The organism is Pseudomonas sp. X10, from assembly GCF_054889225.1.
In genome coordinates this window covers 5,074,391-5,091,643 of sequence record NZ_CM142677.1, presented here as the reverse complement: position 1 = coordinate 5,091,643, position 17,253 = coordinate 5,074,391, and the positions used below count along the sequence as shown (strand labels likewise).

At 64.4% G+C, this 17,253-nt stretch carries 15 protein-coding genes; 7 read left to right on the top strand and 8 right to left on the bottom strand.

The window, feature by feature from the left end:
- Window positions 1-101: 101 nt before the first annotated feature.
- The 7 genes from cobG to ACYU03_RS23130 all read left to right on the top strand — a co-directional run bounded on the left by cobG (window position 102) and on the right by ACYU03_RS23130 (window position 6,655).
- Window positions 102-1,439 carry a precorrin-3B synthase gene (gene cobG, locus ACYU03_RS23160; protein WP_461886935.1) on the top strand — a complete coding sequence of 446 codons (1,338 nt, stop codon included), beginning with the start codon at window positions 102-104 and terminating at the stop codon, window positions 1,437-1,439.
- Window positions 1,432-2,058: a precorrin-8X methylmutase gene (locus tag ACYU03_RS23155; RefSeq protein ID WP_461886934.1), complete on the top strand. Its 627-nt coding sequence runs from the start codon at window positions 1,432-1,434 to the stop codon at window positions 2,056-2,058. The genes cobG and ACYU03_RS23155 overlap by 8 nt, the downstream gene beginning before the upstream one ends.
- Entirely contained in the window at window positions 2,058-2,789 is a 732-nt protein-coding gene (locus ACYU03_RS23150) for a precorrin-2 C(20)-methyltransferase (protein ID WP_461891533.1), read from the top strand. The genes ACYU03_RS23155 and ACYU03_RS23150 overlap by 1 nt, the downstream gene beginning before the upstream one ends.
- On the top strand, window positions 2,786-4,486 hold the full coding sequence (gene cobJ / locus ACYU03_RS23145) for a precorrin-3B C(17)-methyltransferase (protein ID WP_461886933.1): 1,701 nt from the start codon (window positions 2,786-2,788) through the stop codon (window positions 4,484-4,486). The genes ACYU03_RS23150 and cobJ overlap by 4 nt, the downstream gene beginning before the upstream one ends.
- A gap of 101 nt (window positions 4,487-4,587) precedes the next feature.
- A complete protein-coding gene (locus ACYU03_RS23140) occupies window positions 4,588-5,277 on the top strand; it encodes a hypothetical protein (protein WP_461886932.1) in 690 nt (229 codons plus the stop codon).
- A 69-nt stretch (window positions 5,278-5,346) separates the two neighbouring features.
- A complete protein-coding gene (locus tag ACYU03_RS23135; RefSeq protein ID WP_461886931.1) occupies window positions 5,347-6,039 on the top strand; it encodes a hypothetical protein in 693 nt (230 codons plus the stop codon).
- A complete protein-coding gene (locus tag ACYU03_RS23130; protein ID WP_461886930.1) occupies window positions 6,032-6,655 on the top strand; it encodes a hypothetical protein in 624 nt (207 codons plus the stop codon). The genes ACYU03_RS23135 and ACYU03_RS23130 overlap by 8 nt, the downstream gene beginning before the upstream one ends.
- Here the strand turns inward: ACYU03_RS23130 and ACYU03_RS23125 are convergent.
- The 8 genes from ACYU03_RS23125 to prmA form a co-directional block, all read right to left on the bottom strand.
- A complete protein-coding gene (locus ACYU03_RS23125; protein WP_461886929.1) occupies window positions 6,652-7,248 on the bottom strand; it encodes a MarC family protein in 597 nt (198 codons plus the stop codon). The two genes, ACYU03_RS23130 and ACYU03_RS23125, sit on opposite strands and share 4 nt — an antisense overlap.
- A gap of 105 nt (window positions 7,249-7,353) precedes the next feature.
- Window positions 7,354-10,125 (bottom strand): hybrid sensor histidine kinase/response regulator, encoded by a 2,772-nt coding sequence (locus ACYU03_RS23120; protein WP_461886928.1) that lies wholly within the window; start codon window positions 10,123-10,125, stop codon window positions 7,354-7,356.
- A gap of 135 nt (window positions 10,126-10,260) precedes the next feature.
- Complete coding sequence (gene purD, locus ACYU03_RS23115) at window positions 10,261-11,556, bottom strand: phosphoribosylamine--glycine ligase (RefSeq protein ID WP_461886927.1); 1,296 nt, start codon at window positions 11,554-11,556, stop codon at window positions 10,261-10,263.
- Between the two features lie 191 nt (window positions 11,557-11,747).
- Window positions 11,748-13,355, bottom strand: coding sequence for a bifunctional phosphoribosylaminoimidazolecarboxamide formyltransferase/IMP cyclohydrolase (gene purH, locus ACYU03_RS23110; RefSeq protein ID WP_461886926.1), 1,608 nt, complete (start codon window positions 13,353-13,355; stop codon window positions 11,748-11,750).
- A gap of 81 nt (window positions 13,356-13,436) precedes the next feature.
- On the bottom strand, window positions 13,437-13,757 hold the full coding sequence (gene fis / locus ACYU03_RS23105; protein ID WP_134692528.1) for a DNA-binding transcriptional regulator Fis: 321 nt from the start codon (window positions 13,755-13,757) through the stop codon (window positions 13,437-13,439).
- The gene (gene dusB / locus ACYU03_RS23100) at window positions 13,754-14,767 is read right to left on the bottom strand and encodes a tRNA dihydrouridine synthase DusB (protein ID WP_461886925.1); all 1,014 of its coding nucleotides are present in this window, start codon (window positions 14,765-14,767) and stop codon (window positions 13,754-13,756) included. Before dusB ends, fis begins: the two co-directional genes overlap by 4 nt.
- Before the next feature lie 197 nt (window positions 14,768-14,964).
- Complete coding sequence (locus tag ACYU03_RS23095; RefSeq protein ID WP_461886924.1) at window positions 14,965-16,245, bottom strand: DUF3426 domain-containing protein; 1,281 nt, start codon at window positions 16,243-16,245, stop codon at window positions 14,965-14,967.
- 28 nt (window positions 16,246-16,273) lie between these two features.
- Window positions 16,274-17,167 carry a 50S ribosomal protein L11 methyltransferase gene (gene prmA / locus ACYU03_RS23090; protein ID WP_461886923.1) on the bottom strand — a complete coding sequence of 298 codons (894 nt, stop codon included), beginning with the start codon at window positions 17,165-17,167 and terminating at the stop codon, window positions 16,274-16,276.
- Between the last annotated feature and the right edge of the window lie 86 nt (window positions 17,168-17,253).

Genomic DNA, 17,253 nt, shown 5'->3' with positions numbered 1-17,253 from the left:
GCGGCCCCTGATTCAACATCATCTTCGACCACCGGCTTTTCATGCCGTCGGACAAAGCAGGCATAATACCGCGCCTTCTACACTGAAGTGCTCTTTCACGATTGCCGGATACCCCTTTGAAGCAGGCTTTTACCCCTGATGTTGCGCCTCGCCCCTCGGCTTGCCCGGGGTTGTGGCGTATCGTCGCCGCCCGCGATGGCGGAATCTGCCGTATCAAGCTCCCGGGTGGCCTGCTGACCGCCGACCAGGCCGACGCGGTGGCCGTGGGTGCCGAGCGCTTTGCACGGGGCACCATCGAGGCCACCAACCGTGGCAACCTGCAGATCCGTGGCATCGGCAATGAGCAGCGGGGGCTGGTCGAGCACCTGCTCGCCGCTGGCCTGGGCCCGCGCGACGCGGCCGGCGACGATGTGCGCAACCTGATGCTCAGCCCCCTGGCCGGGCTCGACCGAAGCATGTTGTTCGATGCCTGGCCCCTGGCGCGGCAGATTCTGCGGATGCTCGAAGGCACCCCACGTTTTCATCAGTTGTCGGCCAAGTTCGCCGTGCAGTTGGATGCTGGTGAGTCCCTGGCGATGCTCGAACACCCTCATGACCTGTGGTTGTCGGCCCTGAGCCTGGATCAGCGGACCTGGCTGGCCTTTGGCCTGGCGGGGTGCCCGGCGGATGGCCAGGTGCTCGGCGCGGTGCCGCTGGCCGCGGGCGAGGCACTGGTGCGCGCGGTACTGGAGCGCTTTCTCGATCTGGCTCGCCCGGAGCAGCCGCGTATGCGCCAACTGCTCGAAGACTGTCCACCCGAGCAGTTCGTCGCCGGTCTGGGCCTGGATATCCGCCGCGATGCTGTGGTGACCGGCTGGCGCAGGCCGGCGGCTGCAACTCCTTATCTGGGTATCCTGGCGCAGCGGCAGACGCAGCATTTGGCGATCGGCGCCGCGCCACCCTTGGGCCGCCTGAGCGCCGCCATGTTGCGCGGCATTGCCCGCCTGGCGCGTGAATACGGTGACGGCAGCTTGCGCTTGAGCCCTTGGCAAAGCCTGGTGCTGGCGAACATTGCGCCGGACCAGACCGCCGTGGTGCAGCGATCACTGAGCGAACTGGGGCTGCTCTGCCAGGCCGAGCAGCCGTTGGCCCGGTTGGTTGCCTGTACCGGCTCCGATGGCTGCGCCAAGGCCCAGGCCGAGACCAAGGGTGATGCCTTGCTCCTGGCGCGGTTGTTACACCGAGGCGGCCCCGGCAGCGTCCACCTCAGCGGCTGCCCACGTTCCTGCGCCGTGGCCCATGTTGCCCCGGCCACCCTGCTGGCCCGTGCCCCGGGCCGCTATGACCTGTATCTGCGCGACGCACGCCAGCCCGGCTTCGGCGCCTTGCGCGCGCGCGACCTCACTTTGCAAGAAGCAGGCGCGATGCTCGACCTGCCCACGGAGCACCTTGATGATTGATTACATCCGCGATGGTCAGGAGATCTATCGCAATTCCTTCCGAATCATTCGTGAGGAAGCCCGGCTCGACCGCATTCCCGCAGACCTCGAGAAGCTGGCGGTGCGAGTGATCCACGCTTGCGGCATGGTCGATGCCATCGATGGCCTGCAGTTCTCGCCGGGCGCTGGCACGGCCGGGCGCGAAGCCCTGGCCAAGGGCGCGCCGATCCTCTGCGACGCGCACATGGTCGCCGAAGGCGTGACCCGTGCGCGCCTGCCGGCCAACAACGAAGTGATCTGTACCCTGCGCGACCCCAGCGTGCCCGCCTTGGCCGTAGAGTTGGGCAACACCCGTTCCGCCGTGGCCCTGGAGCTGTGGCGCCCGCACCTGGAAGGCAGCGTGGTGGTGATCGGCAATGCGCCGACGGCGTTGTTCTACCTGCTGGAGATGCTTGACGCCGGCGCGCCGAAACCGGCGCTGATCCTTGGCTTTCCGGTCGGCTTCGTTGGGGCCGCGGAGTCCAAGGCGATGCTCGCCGCCGACAGCCGTGGCGTGCCCTTCGTTATCATGCAGGGCCGCCTGGGTGGCAGCGCCATGGCCGCTGCCGCCGTCAACGCGCTGGCCACGGAGGTGGAATGATGCAGGTACGTGGACGTCTGCTCGGCCTGGGCGTGGGCCCCGGCGACCCGGAGCTGATCACGGTCAAGGCCCTGCGCCTGCTACGCGAAGCGCCGGTGGTGGCGTACTTCGTGGCCAAGGGCAAGCGCGGCAATGCCTTTGGCATCATCGAGGCGCACCTGCAGCCTGAACAGACCCTCTTGCCGCTGGTGTATCCGGTGACGACCGAGGTGCTGCCGGCTCCTTTGTCCTATGAGCAGGTAATCAGCGACTTCTACGATGGCGCCAGCCTGGAAGTGGCCGCGCACCTGGACGCTGGGCGTGACGTGGCGGTGATCTGCGAGGGCGATCCGTTCTTCTACGGTTCCTACATGTACCTGCACGACCGCCTGGCCCAGCGCTTCGATGCCCAGGTGATTCCGGGCGTGTGTTCCATGCTGGGTGGCGCATCGGTGCTGGGCGCGCCGCTGGTCTACCGCAACCAGAGCCTGTCGGTACTCTCCGGCGTGCTGCCCCACGAGGAGCTCAAGCGGCGCCTGGCCGATGCCGACGCGGCGGTGATCATGAAGCTGGGCCGCAACTTCCCCAAGGTGCGCCAGGTCCTGAGCGAACTGGGCCTGGACTCCCGTGCGTTGTACGTGGAGCGGGCGACCATGGCCAACCAGAAGATCGTCGCCCTGGATGAGGTCGACCCGCAGTCCTCACCTTACTTCTCGCTGATCATCGTTCCGGGCGAGAGGTGGCAGGGATGAGTGCGCGCAAGGCACCGGCCATCGTCGTTCTTGGCCCTGGCAGCCTGGCCACGGCCCGGCGGATCCAGCAGTTGTATCCGCAGGCGGTGATCCACGGATTGGCTGGGAGGGTCGATGAGGCCGGCAGCCACTACCAGGACTTCGGCCAAACCCTGCGTGACCTGTATCGGCAAGACACGCCGATCATCGCCCTGTGCGCGGCGGGCATCGTTATCCGCACCCTGGCCAGTCTGCTCACGGAGAAAGGCGCCGAGCCACCGGTGCTGGCGGTGGCCGAGGATGGCAGCGCGGTGGTGCCGCTGCTCGGTGGCCTGGGTGGGGTCAATGTTATCGCCCGGGAAATCGGTGCGGCGCTGGGTGTGGCGGCAGCGATCACCACCAGTGGTGAACTGCGTTTCGGTACCTGCCTGCTCAACCCGCCACCAGGCTACGCGCTGGCGGACCTGGAGCAGGGCAAGCGTTTCGTCTCCGATCTGCTGGCCGGCGAGACGGTGCGCATCGAGGGGGCCGCGCCTTGGCTGGAACAGGCTCAACTGCCCAGCAGCGAAACGGCACAGCGTGCCATTCACGTCGGCTGCGCGGCGCGCCCGGCCAGTCGCGATGAGCTTGTGATCTATTCGCGTTCGGTGCTGGTGGCCGTCAGCGCCCAGCTCCCGGATCTGGCCAGCAGCGTGCGTGGGGCATTGCGCAGTGCAGGCTTGGCCGAACAGTCCCTGGCCTGCCTGCTGGCCAGCGAGGAGGAGATGGCCGAGCCGGCGCTGCTGGTGGCGGCCCAAGCGTTGGGGGTGGCGCTACGTTTCGTGCCAGCGGCCAACGTCGAAGAGATGGCCTCCCTAGCTCTGCCGCAGGCGCAGCGCTCACCTGTAGCGCTGCCGGGACTGGCCATTGCCGTGGCGCCGGGGCCGATCGACCCGCAGCGCTTGGGCCGTGGCCGTGGGCGTCTGGCGGTGATCGGCCTGGGCCCCGGCGCGGCCGAACTGACGGTGCCGGCGGTCAAGGCCGAGCTGGCGCGGGCCGAGGATGTGCTCGGCTACGAGACCTATGTGCGCATGGCAGGGCCGTTCCGGGACGACCAGGTGCTGCATTGCACGGACAACCGTGAAGAAATGCAGCGGGCTCGCCATGCCTTCGAACTGGCCGCGCAAGGGCGTTCGGTCGTGGTGGTCTCGTCTGGTGACCCTGGTGTGTTCGCCATGGCCGCCGCTGTGCTGGAGGCCTTGCACGAATCCAGCGACCCGGCATGGCAGCGGGTCGATCTGGAGATACTGCCGGGCGTCTCCGCCTCGCTGGCGACCGCTGCCCAAGCCGGGGCGCCGCTGGGGCATGACTTCTGTGTGATGTCGCTTTCGGACAACCTCAAGCCTTGGTCGATCATCGAGCGGCGCCTGGACTTGGCGGCCCAGGCCGATCTGGTGTTGGCCTTCTACAACCCGATCTCGAAGGCGCGGCCATGGCAGCTTGGCGAGGCGCTGGACATCGTGCGCCAGCACCGCGACCCGACAACCCCTGTAGTCCTTGGACGTGACATCGGTAGGCCGGGGCAGACTCTGAGGACCGTCACCCTAGGTGAGCTGCTGCCGGAAATGGTCGACATGCGCACCATGGTGCTGGTGGGCTCCTCTACGACCTGTACCTTCCCCCGTGCCGGTGGCGGCGAATGGGTATACACGCCGCGCTGGTATCCGGCGGCAGGTTGACCCCTCAGGGAAGACTTTCGCGCCGGTCACGCCAGCGGCGTTTGGATAGTGTGGCGTCCCCTCCGATCGGCGAGGGGACTTCATGAAAAGGACTATTCAAGATGACCGACGATCAACAGATCCTGAGCAACAACACCGCAGCGGTGGTTGAGCAATCGCTGATGGCTTTTGGTGCGGGGATGTCCGCCAAGAGCCGTACCGATGTGAAGAACTCCTACCAGTTCGCCTCACTGGTCGCCAGCAAGAAGCATGACCAGGAAGGCGAAAGCGAAGCCTGGTTCCAGGAGTTCCTGAAGGTCATGCAGGACTGCGGCTGGGTCATGGCTCGTCGCAGTTATGAACGGGAACATGCCTCGTCTCAATCGCTCACGTTGGGCGCCATTGCCTTCAAGGCCATCAACGGTGTCGGTACCGTCTTCCTCGGTGGTCCGGTGGGTACCGCGCTGAACAAGCTGGCGGGCGATGCCCTAAACAAACTTGGGCTTGTCAACGAGGCCCAGGAGGTGTTCAAGCGCAACGTCAAGAGCAAGAGCAACGCGACGGTAGGGCTGGCCTCTTGCATCGAAACCCGCGAGGGCGAAGTGGTACTGGGCATGAGCGCGATCCACAGCGGCGTCGGGCAAAAGGACCTGGACGTGGTGGTCTTTGAGTGGAAAAGCACTGCTACGAGCTACTACACCGGCACTGCGGCCCTGTCCTTCAACAAAAGCCTCTACGAGCGTGTGCGCGCCACCATCGAGGACAAGCTGGGTGAGCGCAGTATCAGCAACGTGCTGGACTACGACATCTGACCCCATCCCGGGAGGGCTCGTCTGGCGAGTCGTCCCGGCCTTGCAGGTTCAACGGGATGAGGCAGGCTCATGAATAACCATGGTTACACCTTATGGCTCGATGGCGGCATCGCGCTGCTGATGGCCGACACTGTGTCGGCTGACCAGCGCCAAGCGGTGCTGGATACCTTGCTGTATGCGCAACTGCTGGCCGACAAGCGCTCGGCTTCACGTTTCGGGAATTATCAATCTTGGTACCGCGAGTACCGTATGGCCCTGTCCGCGCGCGGCTGGATCATGACCCAGATTTACCACGACACCCAAAGTGCGGGTGACTGCAGTGTGCTGGTTCCCGCGCAGCCGCTGCAGCTTTGGCTCGCCACCCGCCAGGCGGATGCCGACGATAATGTGGCGCGTGCCCTCCATGCCCTGGGGCATGACCTGGTCGCCAGCAAAGCCTTGCGGGATTTCACGTTGCGAGAAGATGAACGGGGCACGTACCTGACTCTTGAGGTTGGGCTGGTGCTGCCAGGGCCTGTCGTTCATCTGTGCAGCATCTCCGCATACACGACAGTGGCGGCTGATCAAGCCGCATTCGACAAGCCCTTGGACGGCAAGAGCCTGCTGGGCGATATTCGCCTCAAGGGGTTGTCCGCAACCTTGGACATGGAACTGTTCACCCCCCATCGCACTGAATTACGAAGGCTGGTCGAGCGCAAGCAACAGGAGCGCTGCTACCTGGTGGATCTTGGCGCTTTGCCGCAAGGAGTTGTCCATGGATAAGCAACAGGCAGCAGTGGTCGGTTACAGCCTGATGTCCTTTTTGCCTGGGCTGACGGCAGAGCAACGCAGTTCGGTGCAGTTGGCGACCCTCATGGCGGAGCGCGTCACGCGGACTAGCTACCAAGAGGGCCTTATCCAGGATTGGTACGCCAGCTACCGGAACCAGTTGAGGTTTCTGGGCTGGGACGCCGTGCCGCCTGAAGAGGCTCACTGGCCGGACGCCGAACGCCCGCAGATCGTCGACAGCGCGTTACGCCGAATTGGGGCGGTCGCAGGCTCGCAGTTCGTGGAGGGTATCGGTGTTGCACTGGCGGGGCTGAAGGGGAACCCAGGCGCGATGATGCAATTCGAGCAGCATTGCAGGTCATATGGGGCCTTTCAGCTGTTGCCCTGTGCTCCGGCACGCGGTGGACAGGTGGACATGGTGCTGTACCACGAGACCGCAGAGCGGTCGGTGTTCAGTTCAGGGTTTCTCTTCCGGGAGCGCCGCCATTCCAGCGTGCGTGCCGAACTGGTGCGTTTCAACACGCGCCTGTTCGATCAACAGCATCGCAGCAAGGTAATGCGCAGCCTGGAAAAGACCGCGCAGCAGGAAATCCTCGGCCTGGACATCTAGGGCACCAGGTAGCCCTTGATACCGGTGAAGATGATCTGTGCGGCCAGGGCGCAGACGAACAGCCCCATCAGGCGGCTGACGATCTGCAGCCCTTGGTCGCCAAGGATGCGTTCGATGCGGTTAGAGAGGTACAGCACCAGGCCTACGGTGAAACTGGCCAAGGCAATGCTGGTGATGGCCAGCAGCTTGTCGTCCCAGTGCGGCTGGCTGACGCCCATCACCAGTAGGGCGCCGATGGTTCCGGGGCCGACGGTCAGGGGGATGGTCAGCGGTACGATGGTCACGTCCTGCTGCACGTTGTCGGCCTGCACCGCCGATTTGCCCTGGGCCATGCCCAGCGCCGAGATGAACAGCACGCTGCCTGCGCCGATCCGGAAGGCGTCGACGGTGATGCCGAACACACCGAAGATCACCCGGCCGAACAGATAGAGCAGGACGCTGGCGATCAGCACCGCGCTGGCCACGCGCCAGGCCAGTTGCTTGCGCTCCTTGCTGGAGTGGCCGCGGGTCAGGCTGATGAAGCAGGACAGCACGAAGAACGGGCTGTAGAGCACGAGCATCTTCAGGTAAACGCTGAACAACTCATGGAGCATGGTCCTGGCCTGCTGCTGGAAAAGGTGGTGGCAAGTGTATCAGCCGCGATGTGGCCTGCCTCGAGAGAGCAAGCCCTGGTAGCCGCGTCTTGCCCAAGGCTGTTGTTATAGCGTGGGCAGTTGATCCGATTGTGCTTGGCGTTGAGTGGCCCAGTACTGGATCAGCTCGCGCAGTTGTGACAGCTCCACCGGCTTGGCCATGTGCCCATCCATCCCGGCCAGGCGCGCGCGTTCCTTGTGTTCGGCGAGGATATGCGCGGTCAGCGCCACCACAGGCGTACGCTGGCGCTGGTTGGCGGTCTCCCAGGCTCGCAGCTGCTGGGTAGCGGAAAACCCATCGAGGATCGGCATCTCGCAGTCCATCAACACCAGGTCGTAGTGTCGGCTTTTCATCGCCTGCAAGGCTTCTTCGCCGTTGCTGGCGGTATCTGGCTCCAGGTTGAGCTTGCCGAGCATACCGCGGATGACCTTGGTCGAAATGCTGTTGTCCTCGGCCACCAGGATGCGGAAGTCGGAGGGGAGGTCCAGCGGTACTGGCGTGCCAACCAACGGCGGCGGAGTGAATTGCCCCTTGCCACGTTGCGCCAGCTCTTCGGCCAGGGTGGTCTTGAGGGTGTAGCCGGCCACTGGTTTGGCCAGGATGCGCTTGACTCCGGCATTGCGTGCGATGACCTTGCTCGGCGCATTGCTGATGCCCGTGAGCATGACCACCAGGATGTCGTGGTTCAGGCTGGGGTCTTCCTTGATCTTGGCGGCCAGTTGCATGCCGGTCATGCCGGGCATGTTCTGGTCGAGCAGCACGGCGTCGAAATAGTCGCGCAGGTGCGCCTTGGTTCGCAGCAGCGCAAGCGCCTCCTTGCCCGATGGCACTGCACTGACGTTCATGCCCCAGGCGCTGCACTGCTGCACCAGGACCTTGCGGCAGGTGTCATTGTCGTCCACCACCAGCACCCGAGCATCGCGCAGCGGGCCATCGAGGTCGGCTGGCGGCTGTTCCAGGCGCTGGGGGTCGAGGGGCAGAGTCAGCCAGAGGGTGTTGCCCATGCTGTGGCTGGTCTTGATACCGAACTCGCCCTGCATCAGGCCGATCAACTGTTTGGCGATGACCAGGCCCAGGTGCCCGCCGAGCTTGTTGCTGGAGAAGAAATGCCGGCTGTGCAGTTCGGCCTGCAGCAGGGCTTCACGCTCGGCAGGTGGCATCGGTTCGCCGCTGTCCTGCACGGCGATGCGCAGGCGCGGAGTGTCGCCGCGCTGGTCCACTGCCACCACCAGCAGGATTTCCCCTTGCTCGGTGTTCTTCAGGGCGTTTTCCAGCAGGCTCGACAAGGCCTGGCGCAGGCGGGTCGGATCGCCACTGACGACGCGCGGCACCTGCGGCTGGGTGAAGCTGATCAATTCGATGTTCTGCTGTTCGGCCTTGGCCCGGAAGATGTTCAGGCAATCCTCGATCAGGGCATTGAGGTCGAACTGCACGTCATCGAGCTCGATCTGTCGGGATTCGAGCTTGGAGATGTCGAGGATCTCGTTGATCAGGGTGAGCAGCTCGTTGCCGGCGCTGTGGATGGTCTGCACATAATCACGCTGCTTGACCGACAGGGGAGTGCCGAGCAACAACTCGGTCATGCCCAGCACACCGTTCATGGGCGTGCGGATCTCGTGGCTGATCTTGGCCAGGAACTCGGCCTTGGCATTGACCTCGGCATCACTGGCCGCCAAGGCCCGGCTGGCGCTGAAGCGTTCCTCGTTGATCCTGCGCAGGCGCTCGCTGACGGCCAGGTTCAGCAACAGGCCGCTGACCACGGTCAGCCCCATCAGTATGCACAGCAACCATGGCGTGGGGGTGCGGGTCAGACCCAGCAAGGCCGGAAGCAGCACCAGGCCGCCGAGGTTGAACACCAGCATGGCGATGGCGAACAGGCGTGCTGGCGCATAGCCCTTGATCCAGTGGTAGCAGGCCACTAGCAGCATGCTCAGGCTGCCGAGGGCGAGCAGGGCATAGGTCATCAGGTTGAGCGGCAGGGTGTCGACGAACAGCAACAGCAAGCCGCTCAGGCCGGCCACCAGCATTTCCGCCTGCAGCAGGCGGTTCAGGCGCGGATGAACGCGGGGGGCGAAGAAGCGCTGGGTGAAGAACAGCCCCGACAGGCCGGCCAGCACCAGGGTCAGGTAGGCAGCCGGCGTCTGGGCAGTGTGCCAGAGGTGCCACCAGGGGCCGCTGAGGTTGAGTAGGATGAGGGCGCTGAGCAGCATCAGGCCGTGATACAGGGCCAGGACCAGGCTGGTGCTAGAGCGCGAGTAGAAGAAGCGGATCAGGTTGTGCAGGATCAGCATCACCAGACCGCCGAACAGCACGCCGAAGAGCAACGGCTGGCGTTGGTCGGCCGCTGCCTGGGCGGCTGGCTCCAGGCTGATGGCCGGGCGCAGTTGGTGTTCGGACACCAGCCGCAGGTAGACATCGACGGGCTGACTGCTATTGGGCAAGGGCAGCAGGTGATCGCTGCTGCGTAGAGTCGGGCTGCTGTTGTTTCTCTGGCGCCCATGGTGCATCTGGCGCAACAACTGGTCGCCGTCCAGGGCATAGAGGTCCAGGCGGGACAGGTCGGGGGCGAAGACGCGCAGCAGTTGTTCCTGCTGCCCGGACTCCAGGCGGTAATGCAGCCACAGCGCCTGGCCAGGCCTGGCAGCGTTGAGTTCGCTCAAGGGTTGGGGGCTGAACTGGTTGCGATAGCGCTCGGAGCGCACGTCACTCAGTTGCAGGTTGGCTTGCTCATCAAGCAATACAGTCCAACCGCTGCCATGGTCGGCCAAGGCCGGGGGTAGGCAGAGCAGAGTCAGCAAGCTGACGGTCAGGGCAATGGCAATCCGAAGCCGACGCACGACGAAATCCTTTCTTAGCTGAGTGCCGAGTGACAACTATGCGCGGCGCGCCAAGGCGAAGGCAAGGCCCCAGAGGGGCCCTGACGACGAGCCGGAAGCCGCACGCACCTGGCGCCACGGCAATCCGGTGCAGCATTACTGCTGGTGTTCACCGCGCTCGCGGGCGATGGCCCGGTAGCCGATGTCGGTACGATAGAAGCTGCCGTCCCAGCTGATCTGCGCGGCCAGGCGGTAGGCTTGCTGCTGGGCCGCCTCGACGGTTTCGCCCAGCGCAGTGGCGCAGAGCACGCGGCCACCGTTGGCGACCACCTGACCATCCTTCAGGGCGGTACCGGCGTGGAACACCTTGCCAGCCAGTTTGGCGGCGGCATCCAGGCCATTGATCGCGGCGCCCTTGCTGTAGTCGCCTGGGTAGCCGCCGGCGGCCAGGACCACGCCCAGGCTCGGTTGCGGGTTCCATTGTGCTTCGACCTTGTCCAGGGCCTTGGCGAATGCCGCTTCGACCAGCAGCACCAGGCTCGACTCCAGGCGCAGCATGACTGGCTGGGTTTCAGGGTCGCCGAAGCGGCAGTTGAACTCGATGACCTTGGGGTTGCCCGCCTTGTCGATCATCAGGCCGGCGTAGAGGAAGCCGGTGTAGACGTTGCCTTCCTCGGCCATGCCGCGTACGGTCGGCCAGATCACCTGGTCCATGACGCGCTGGTGCACTTCGGCGGTGACCACAGGTGCTGGCGAGTAGGCGCCCATGCCGCCGGTGTTCGGGCCGCTGTCGCCATTACCGACACGCTTGTGGTCCTGGCTGGTGGCCATTGGCAGGACGTTCTGGCCATCGACCATGACGATGAAGCTGGCCTCCTCGCCATCGAGGAACTCTTCGATCACCACGCGCGAGCCGGCGTCGCCGAAGGCATTGCCGGCGAGCATGTCACGCACGGCGTCTTCGGCCTCCTGCAGGGTCATGGCAACGATCACGCCCTTGCCCGCGGCCAGGCCATCGGCCTTGATCACGATGGGCGCGCCCTTTTCCTTCAGGTAGGCCAGGGCTGGCTCGATCTCGGTGAAGTTCTGGTAGTCGGCGGTCGGGATCTTGTGCCGTGCCAGGAAGTCTTTGGTGAAGGCCTTGGAGCCTTCCAGCTGGGCTGCGCCCTTGGTCGGGCCGAAGCAGTCCAGGTTGCGACTGCGGAACAGGTCGACGACACCGGCGACCAGCGGTGCTTCCGGGCCGACGATGGTCAGGTCGACGTTCTTTTCGGCGAAGTCGGCCAATTGCTCCAGGGCGGTGACCTGGATGTCGACGTTCTCGCACTTGGCTTCGGTGGCGGTGCCGGCGTTGCCGGGGGCCACGAAGACCTTCTCGACCCGAGGGTCCTGGGCGACTTTCCAGGCCAGGGCGTGCTCACGGCCGCCGTTGCCGATGATCAAAACTTTCATGTCAAAACCTCGATGGTTTTTCGAGCGGGAGGCAAAGCCTCCCGGACTGTATTCGCTGTAAGAGGTCGCAATGAAGCCGGTAGATGCAAGGTGGAGGCGGTTCCGATGAGCGCTGTTGCCTACTGGCAATGAGCATCAGCGAAACCGCCTCCAACGCAGCAGGTGCCTGCTTCAGTACGGCCGGTTGCCGGTCAGTGGCGGAAGTGGCGCATACCGGTGAATACCATGGCAATGCCAGCTTCATCGGCTGCGGCGATGACTTCGGCATCACGCATCGAGCCGCCTGGCTGGATCACTGCGGTGATACCCACTTTAGCCGCATTGTCGATACCGTCGCGGAACGGGAAGAATGCGTCCGAGGCCATGACCGCGCCCTGGACCTGCAAACCGGCGTGCTCGGCCTTGATCGCGGCGATGCGCGCGGAGTTCACGCGGCTCATCTGGCCCGCGCCGACACCGATGGTCTGGCGGTTCTTGGCATAGACGATGGCATTGGATTTGACGAACTTGGCCACTTTCCAGGCGAAGATCAGGTCGTGGATCTCCTGCTCGGTCGGGGCGCGCTTGGTCACCACCTTCAGGTCCTCGGCACTGATCATGCCGTTGTCGCGGCTCTGCACCAGCAAACCGCCGTTGACCCGCTTGTAGTCCCAGGCAGCAGCGCGCTCGCCCGACCACTGGCCACAGGCTAGCAGGCGTACGTTAGCCTTAGCTGCGACCACGGCGCGGGCCTCTTCACTGACGCTTGGGGCGATGATCACTTCGACGAACTGGCGCTCGACGATGGCCTTGGCGGTTTCAGCGTCCAGCTCGCGGTTGAACGCGATGATGCCGCCGAAAGCCGACTCGGTGTCGGTGGCATAGGCGAGGTCGTAGGCCTTGCGGATACCACCCTCGTCATCTGGGGAGACTGCCACGCCGCATGGGTTGGCGTGCTTGACGATGACGCAGGCCGGCTTGACGAAGCTCTTCACGCATTCCAGCGCGGCGTCGGTGTCGGCTACGTTGTTGTACGACAGTTCCTTGCCCTGCAACTGTACGGCGGTGGCGATGCCGGCTTCGGCCGGCTTGGCCTCGACGTAGAACGCCGCGCTCTGGTGCGGGTTCTCGCCGTAGCGCATTTCCTGGGCCTTGACGAACTGGCTGTTGAAGGTGCGCGGAAACCCGCTGCGACCTTCGGTGGTCAGGGTTTCGCTGGCCTGGTCGATAGTGCCCATGTAGTTGGCGATCATGCCGTCGTAGGCGGCGGTATGCTCGAACGCTTTGAGCATCAGGTCGAAGCGCTGGGCGTAGGTCAGGCCACCGGCCTTGAGGTTTTCCAGGACGCCGGCATAGTCGCTGGCGTTGACCACGATGGCTACGTCCTTGTGGTTCTTGGCCGCCGAGCGAACCATGGTCGGGCCGCCGATGTCGATGTTCTCGATGGCGGTCGGCAGGTCGCAGCCCGGTGTGGCGATGGTCGCCTCGAAGGGGTACAGGTTGACGGCGACCAGGTCGATTGGCTTGATGCCGTGCTCGTTCATGATGGCGTCGTCGGTGCCGCGGCGGCCCAGGATGCCACCATGGATCTTCGGATGCAGGGTCTTGACCCGGCCGTCCATCATTTCGGCGAAGCCGGTGTAGTCAGCCACTTCCACCGCGTTGACACCGTTGTCCTTGAGCAGCTTGTAGGTGCCGCCGGTGGACAGGATCTCGACACCGAGCTGCTGCAGCTCACGGGCGAATTCGAGGATCCCGGTCTTGTCGGAGACGCTGATCAGGGCGCGGCGGATCGGCAGGCGGGTAGTCTGGTCGGTCATTTCAGATTCCATAACGCGGTGGAGTCAGCAAAAAAGGCGACCTCATCGAATGGGAGCCGCCTTTTCTGGTTAGGGTTCTGCTTACAACAGGTCGTACTGCTTGAGCTTCTTGCGCAGGGTGCCTCGGTTGAGTCCGAGCATCTCGCTGGCCTTCGTCTGGTTGCCTTTGACGTAGTTCATCACGCTTTCGAGCAGGGGCGCTTCGACTTCCGAGAGCACCAGGTTGTACACGTCCGTGACGGTTGCACCTTCCAGGTGGGCGAAGTAGTTGTGCAGCGCTTTCTCCACGCTCCCGCGCAAGGTCTGGCCCTCTTCGCTCGGCGTATTGAGGTGCTGTTTGAGGTTGACATTGTCGCTCACGGGCGTTGTTCCACTCACTAAAGTCTCGGTCATCATCGTCATGCGGCCACCCCTTGTTCGTCCTCTGTCTCAAGGCTCTGTCGACGCTCGCGAAAGAATTCGCGGACGTTGGCGCACTGCGCTTGTGTATCGTCCAAAGCGTTGAACCGGGAGCGAAATTCCTTGCCGCCCGGTCGTGTTGCCAGGTACCAGCCAACGTGCTTGCGGGCGATACGTACACCCATCACATCGCCATAGAAGGCGTGCAGCGCGGCCAGATGCTCCAGCAGAATGCGTTCTACTTCATCCAGTCCCGGGGCTGGCAACTGCTGGCCAGTCCGCAGGTAATGCTCGACCTCGCGAAAGATCCAGGGCCGCCCCTGGGCGGCGCGGCCGATCAGCAGGCCGTCGGCGCCAGTGGCGTGCAGCACGGCCCGGGCCTTTTGTGGCGAGGTGATGTCGCCATTGGCGAAAACCGGGATCGACACCGCCTGCTTGATCGCCGCGATGGTGTCGTACTCGGCTTCGCCGGTATACAGGTCGGCGCGTGTGCGGCCATGGACCGCTAGCGCCTGGATGCCAGCCTGTTCGGCGATTTTCGCCACGTTCAGGCCGTTCTTGTTCGCCCGGTCCCAGCCGGTGCGGATCTTCAGGGTCACCGGGACCTCCACTGCGCCAACCACGGCATGGAGGATCTCACTGACCAATGCTTCATCTCTCAATAAAGCAGAGCCTGCAGCTTTGTTGCAGACTTTTTTTGCCGGGCAGCCCATGTTGATATCGATGATCTGGGCGCCAGCCTCGACGTTGGCCCGCGCCGCCGCCGCCAGCATCTGCGCATCACCGCCGGCGATCTGTACCGAGCGTGGCTCGGGATCACCTTCGTGGATGCGGCGCAGACGCGACTTGCGGCTGTTCCACAGACTCATGTCGCTGGTCACCATTTCCGAAACCACCATGCCCGCCCCCAGGCGTTGGCACAGCAGTCGGAAAGGTTGGTCCGTGACCCCGGCCATGGGCGCAAGGATCAGGTTGTTCTTCAGCGTGTAAGGGCCGATGCGTACCGCCGACATAGGAGTTCCCTGTTGTGGGGCCGGATCATTGGAGTTCGAAAAAGGGTTGGCATGATACCCGCTCTCGGTGACCGGATAAAGATGGATTTGGATAAAATCTGAACAACTGCGGACGGGAGCTGCACGCTGCAAGCTTCAAGCCGCAAGATGCAGTCAGCCGATGCACGGTCGGCTTTTTCTTGACGCTTGAAGCTGTTCTATTCCGGGGAGCGGAAGCTCAGGCTGTAGTTCACGGCCTTGGGGCCCGGGTCGAGGATGTCCAGGGCGATATGGATCGGGGTCTGGCTGGGCATTTCACCGCGCCCGGCCAGTTCGCCGCTGAGGTACTCGCTGGGCTTGAAGCGGCGGCTGGCGATCAGTTGGCCGTTGAGGTCGGCGAAGCGCAGCTCCAGCAAGGGGAAGGGTTGGGCGAACGGGGCGCGGTTATAGATGATCGCGTCGACGATCAGTGCACCCTTGAAGTCCGGGTGGCTGCGCACCACCAGGTTGCTGCTTCTGATTCGGTCGATGTCGACACGGGACGGTACGGTACAGCCGAGTGTCGGGCAGAACTGCTGGAACCAGGGGCGGAACTGATCCTGGCGGGCCATTTCGTCGAAGTGGTACCAGATGTACTGAACGGCCAGCAGACCGGCGGCCACCAGCACCAGGGCACCCCAGAGCAGGCGTCGGCGCCAGTTGGGCCGGGGCTTCTGCCACCCCAGTTGCAGCGGATCGTCGACCAGGTCGATGAGCGGCTCCTTGCGCGACGGGCGGCTGGCACTGGCTGCCAGGCCCGGCTCCAGGCGTTCTTCCGGCGCATCGATGAGATCGTCATCGTCGTGTGCCGACAGGCGTTCGTTCAGTCCGTTGGCGACTGGCGGTCGGGGTTCGTCCATTGTGCGTTTGGCAGGGCGTACCGGGGGTTCCGAGTCGTCATCCAGGTCCAGATCCAGCGTCGTCAGGGACGGTTCGGTACGCTCGTCCGGCTCGGTGTCGAGGTCCAGGGCCTCCTGCTCGATCAGCGGCGGCGAGGGCTCCAAGGGCTCGCCTGGTTCGGCGTGCTCCTCGGTTGCGGTGCCGAATGGCTCGTGGTCGTCGTGATGATCATCCGCGTCGGGCTCGTCACGCCGGGCGTGCAACTGCTCGTCACGTGGTTCGGCCTGCCGTTCGACAATATCTTCGCGACGTTCGAGGTGGGCCAGTGCCTGGTCCAGGTCAAGGTCATCCAGTTCTTGCTCGGTGACGGCCCACTCCTCCTGGCTGACAGGCGGGTGCTCGATGGCCGGCTCCGGCGCAGACGGCGTCGGCACGGGCTGGATGGCGGGAGTGGCTGGCGCAGCGTTTCCCGTGCTTTGTTCAAGCAATTGCCGGGCGGCATTGAACACCTGCAGGCAGGCGCCGCAGCGCACAACACCCCGGGCCACGCTCAACTGATGATGCGTGACGCGAAAGCTGGTCTGGCAATGCGGGCACTGGGTGACGAAACTGTCGGTCATGCGGCGGTCCGGGGAGCTGGGCAGGAGGTTATTCTAGGCTTGCCTGACGGCGGCGACCACTGATGCGGACCCAACCATCGCGCTCGGCGATAGGATCGAGCTCAAAGTCGGCAGCATAGGCGGCGGCCACTTCCTCGCCTTGTTCGGCGAGGATGCCCGACAGGGCCAGCAAGCCGCCTGGACGCACCAGGCTGGAGAGCTGCGGTGCCAGCGAGACCAGCGGTCCGGCGAGGATGTTGGCGACCAGCACATCGGCCTGCATGGCCGGCATCCGCTCAGGCAGGTAGAGGGCCAGGCGCTCATCGGCGATGCCATTGCGCCCGGCGTTGTCCCGGGAAGCCTCCAAGGCCTGCACATCGATGTCGGTGCCGACTGCCTCACGTGCGCCGAGCAGCAGCGCGGCGATGGCCAGGATGCCCGAGCCGCAGCCGAAGTCCAGCACCTGGGTACCTTCGAGCTGCTGGCCATCGAGCCACTCCAGGCACAGGGCCGTGGTCGGGTGGGTGCCGGTGCCGAAGGCCAGGCCCGGGTCGAGCAGCAGGTTGACCGCCTCGGCATCCGGCGCTTCGTGCCAGCTCGGTACGATCCACAGGCGGCGACCGAAGCGCATCGGCTGGAAGTTGTCCATCCAACTACGTTCCCAGTCCTGGTCCTCGATGACCTCGGCTTGGTGCTCGGGCAACTCGGCACCGGTGAGCAGGCGCAGGTGGGCGAACACCGCCTCGGGTTCGGCGTCGGCTTCGAACAGTGCCAGCAGGTGGGTGTGCGACCACAGTGGCGTGGTGTTGAGGTCCGGCTCGAAGATCGGCTGGTCTTCGGCGTCCATGAAAGTCACGGAAACGGCACCGACTTCGAGCAGAGCGTCTTCGTAGGTTTCGGCTTGTTCCGGGCTGATGGCCAGGCGTACTTGCAGCCAGGGCATGGCGGGCACCTTTGGTAAATCGACAGGGGCAGCCCGAGGCTGCGCGAAGGGCGCAGTTTACGCCAGGTAGGCGGCAAAGTGGACAG

Bases quoted from the DNA above. Each gene is read 5' to 3' on its own strand.
- prmA (WP_461886923.1), bottom strand. From the start codon at position 17,167: ATGCCCTGGCTGCAAGTACGCCTGGCCATCAGCCCGGAACAAGCCGAA.
- cobJ (WP_461886933.1), top strand. From the start codon at position 2,786: ATGAGTGCGCGCAAGGCACCGGCCATCGTCGTTCTTGGCCCTGGCAGC.
- ACYU03_RS23155 (WP_461886934.1), top strand. From the start codon at position 1,432: ATGATTGATTACATCCGCGATGGTCAGGAGATCTATCGCAATTCCTTC.
- ACYU03_RS23130 (WP_461886930.1), top strand. From the start codon at position 6,032: ATGGATAAGCAACAGGCAGCAGTGGTCGGTTACAGCCTGATGTCCTTT.
- ACYU03_RS23125 (WP_461886929.1), bottom strand. From the start codon at position 7,248: ATGCTCCATGAGTTGTTCAGCGTTTACCTGAAGATGCTCGTGCTCTAC.
- purH (WP_461886926.1), bottom strand. From the start codon at position 13,355: ATGACCGACCAGACTACCCGCCTGCCGATCCGCCGCGCCCTGATCAGC.
- purD (WP_461886927.1), bottom strand. From the start codon at position 11,556: ATGAAAGTTTTGATCATCGGCAACGGCGGCCGTGAGCACGCCCTGGCC.
- ACYU03_RS23140 (WP_461886932.1), top strand. From the start codon at position 4,588: ATGACCGACGATCAACAGATCCTGAGCAACAACACCGCAGCGGTGGTT.
- ACYU03_RS23135 (WP_461886931.1), top strand. From the start codon at position 5,347: ATGAATAACCATGGTTACACCTTATGGCTCGATGGCGGCATCGCGCTG.
- ACYU03_RS23095 (WP_461886924.1), bottom strand. From the start codon at position 16,245: ATGACCGACAGTTTCGTCACCCAGTGCCCGCATTGCCAGACCAGCTTT.
- dusB (WP_461886925.1), bottom strand. From the start codon at position 14,767: ATGTCGGCGGTACGCATCGGCCCTTACACGCTGAAGAACAACCTGATC.
- ACYU03_RS23150 (WP_461891533.1), top strand. From the start codon at position 2,058: ATGCAGGTACGTGGACGTCTGCTCGGCCTGGGCGTGGGCCCCGGCGAC.
- fis (WP_134692528.1), bottom strand. From the start codon at position 13,757: ATGACGATGATGACCGAGACTTTAGTGAGTGGAACAACGCCCGTGAGC.